Below are 3,450 nucleotides of genomic sequence, written 5' to 3'. Positions count from 1 at the left end.
ATTATTGACACTTAATAATGATTAATTCTATGAGAATATTCTTATCGCTGCTGATTATATCATCGGTATTGATTAGCTGCAAAACCAAACGCCCCGAAATGGGACCACCTCAGCTTCCCGTGTATACTGCTAAAACAGAGAACGTAGCCATTAGTAAAGATTTTGTCGGTCAAACTTATGGATTGTTTGATATATCAATCAGAGCCAGGGTTGACGGTTACCTGGAAGGCATTCATTTTGAAGAAGGAGGCAATGTAAAAAAAGGTCAGCTATTGTACTCGATTGATCCTGCCCCACTTGATGCTAAAGTAGCTGAAGCTCTTAGTATGGTTGCTCAGGCCAAAACAAATCTTGTCAAGGCGGAAAGTGATTACAACAGATATAAGCCATTGGCTGAGACAAATGCTGTCAGTCAAAGTGATTATGACGCGGCACTAGCCAGCTTTGGAGCAGCACAAGCTTCGCTCGAAGCTGCCAATGCTTCATTAGAGTATGCCAGAATCCAACAAAGCTATACGAAAATCTATTCTCCTATAAGTGGTATCATTGGACGTTCAGAGGCCAAAGTTGGAGACTATGTTGGTCGTGAACCTAATCCGGTTGTCCTAAATACTGTATCGCGCCTGGACACTATTTTGGTTCAATTTCATTTAACAGAGTTACAATATCTGAACATAGCTCAGTATGCCAAGACACAAAGAGCTATAGCCGATACAAAAAGAGAAGCGAAGGCTGAAATTCAACTCTTCTTTGCTGATGGAAGTCGGCATAGCGAGTTAGGCAAAGTTGATTTTGTTGGAAGAAATATTGATCCAACTACCGGGACGCTACTTGTACAAGCATCTTTTAATAATCCGGATGGATTGGTTCGTCCCGGACAATTTGCACGGGTACGATTAAACGTCGAGGACCCAAGAGAAACACTTTTAATTCCGGTTAAGTGCCTACAAGAAGTTCAAGGTGAATTCAATGTATTGGTGGTTGATTCTGAAAATAAGATTGAATTCAGATCTGTAGAAGTTGGCGAAAACTTGCAGGATATGGTTGTTATCAGATCAGGATTGGAACCAAACGAACGAATCGTACTGGAAGGCATTAATAAAGTCAAAACAGGAATGTCAATCATACCTGAGGAAAAGGAGTTTAATTCTGTACGCAATAATCAATAGTAATTATGGGAAATTTCTTTGTAAGAAGGCCCATTGTGGCCATGGTTATTGCCATTGTTATACTAATTGTAGGTGGATTATCTGCATTGCAGTTGCCTATGGAGCAATTCCCGGATATTACTCCGCCTATGGTTCAGGTAAGAGCTAACTATACAGGAGCCAATGCATTAAATGTAGAGCAATCGGTAGCTACACCGTTAGAGCAACAGCTTAATGGTGTGGAGAACATGATTTACATGAAGTCGACCAATGCGAACGACGGAAGTATGTCAATTGATATCTCCTTTGAAGTTGGTACAGACCCTGATATGAATACCGTATTTGCTCAGAACAGAGCATCTGCAGCTACTGCGAAATTACCTGAAGAAGTTAAGCGATTGGGAGTAACAACTCAAAAAAGTATGAGTAGTATAGTTATGGCGTTAGCCGTATACAGCGACGGCAGATACGATCAGCAATTCCTCGGTAACTATTCAATCATTAATATTCAGGATATATTAGCCCGTATTAATGGCGTTGGTCGTGTGCAAGTAATGGGTGCCAGTGATTACTCCATGCGGATTTGGATTAAACCGGATCGTCTTTCGCAATTAAATCTGACTGTTCCAGAAATAATGGCCGCCATTCGGGAGCAAAACGTAATTGTTCCTGGTGGTAAGTTTGGTGCCGAGCCAGCACCTCCGGGTACAGAACTTACCTATACTGTAACTCTTCCTGATCGATTAGTGACGGAGAGAGAATTCGGAGAAGTTGCCATTCGTACCAATAAGGATGGTAGCCAGGTGAAATTGAAAGATGTTGCAAGCATTGAACTGGGAACAGAGAATTATAATACCGATGCACGATTTCAGGGTAAAGCCTGTGCACTTATCACCATCTATCAATCGCCCGGTACGAATGCCGTTGAAATGGGGAAAGAGATTATCAGAACCATGAATGAACTGGCAGTTTCATTCCCTGAAGGTGTTGAATATGACGTAGCACTTGATGCCACAGCTCCAATTACTGCCGGACTAAAAGAAGTAGCTATCACATTGATCGTTGCCCTGATACTGGTAATTCTGGTTGTTTTTCTATTCATTCAGGACTGGCGTGCAACCTTGATTCCTACCATCGCCATTCCAGTTTCCCTGATTGGTGCTTTTGCTGTTTTCCCGCTACTGGGTTTTACAATTAATACCTTATCACTTTTAGGGCTTGTACTCGCAATTGGTATTGTTGTGGATGATGCCATTGTGGTAGTAGAAGCTGTTCAGGTAAACATTGAAAAAGGTATGAACCGGCGCGAGGCAACTATCGCAGCCATGAAAGAAGTAACAGCTCCGGTAATTGCCACAACTCTTGTACTAATTGCTGTGTTTATTCCGGTGGCTTCCATGGGCGGTATTACAGGTCGTCTTTATCAACAGTTTGCAATTACTGTTGCAGTTTCGGTATGTTTCTCATCTGTGAACGCATTAACATTATCTCCTGCCCTGGCTTCTATTTTATTAAGAAAGCCTGAATTACCAGGTGGAATCTTGGGACGTTTCTTTAAGTCTTTCAATAAGGCCTTCGATCGCAGTTCGGTAAAATACATGAAGGTTACTAATATGGTAGCCCGTAAAATAACACGAAGTATGCTATTTATTGGAGCCACAGTAGTACTTATTATCATTGTTAATCGATTTGTACCTGGAGGTTTTATTCCTGAAGAAGATCAAGGTTATTTGTTTGTTAATATTCAGTTACCTGATGCCGCTTCGCTACAACGTACTCAGGAAGTGATGGATCATATCAACACCATTCTTGCAGATGTAGAAGAGATAGAGAGCGTTTCAGGAGCATCGGGCTTTAATTTATTATCGGGTAGTATGTCTACTAACTCCGGTGTTATGTTTATTTCTTTGAAAAACTGGAGTGATCGCTTTTTAAAGGCGAATTGGTTAGCTCAAAAACTTAATTTCCTGTTTTACCAAAACATTAAAGAAGCACAGGTATTTGCCTTTGGACCTCCTGCCATTCCTGGTTTGGGAAGTGGATCTGGTTTTTCTCTGATGTTACAGGATAAGCAAGGAAATACTCCGCAGTATTTGGCAGAACAAGCCAATGCATTTATTACTGAAGCTCAACAAAGACCGGAAATAGCCAATATATTCACCACATACAGGGCAAATGTTCCTCAGCGTCGTTTAAATATAAATCGCGATCAGGCTTTGAAGGCAGGAGTTCAGTTAAATGACTTGTATACAACAATTAGTGCATTTTTGGGTGGTGCCTATATCAATGATTTTAATAGGTT

At 41.0% G+C, this 3,450-nt stretch carries 2 protein-coding genes; both read left to right on the top strand.

What is annotated here, in order from left to right:
• Positions 1-29: 29 nt before the first annotated feature.
• A complete protein-coding gene (locus tag AC4MRQ_RS25350) occupies positions 30-1,169 on the top strand; it encodes an efflux RND transporter periplasmic adaptor subunit (protein ID WP_491200528.1) in 1,140 nt (379 codons plus the stop codon).
• Positions 1,170-1,174: 5 nt separating this feature from the next.
• Positions 1,175-3,450: efflux RND transporter permease subunit (locus AC4MRQ_RS25345; RefSeq protein ID WP_491200527.1), on the top strand; the 2,276-nt coding region annotated here is incomplete at its 3' end.

The organism is Carboxylicivirga sp., assembly GCF_982718395.1.
The sequence above is the reverse complement of the archived record's forward strand: the minus strand, read 5'-3'. Positions and strand labels throughout refer to the sequence as shown.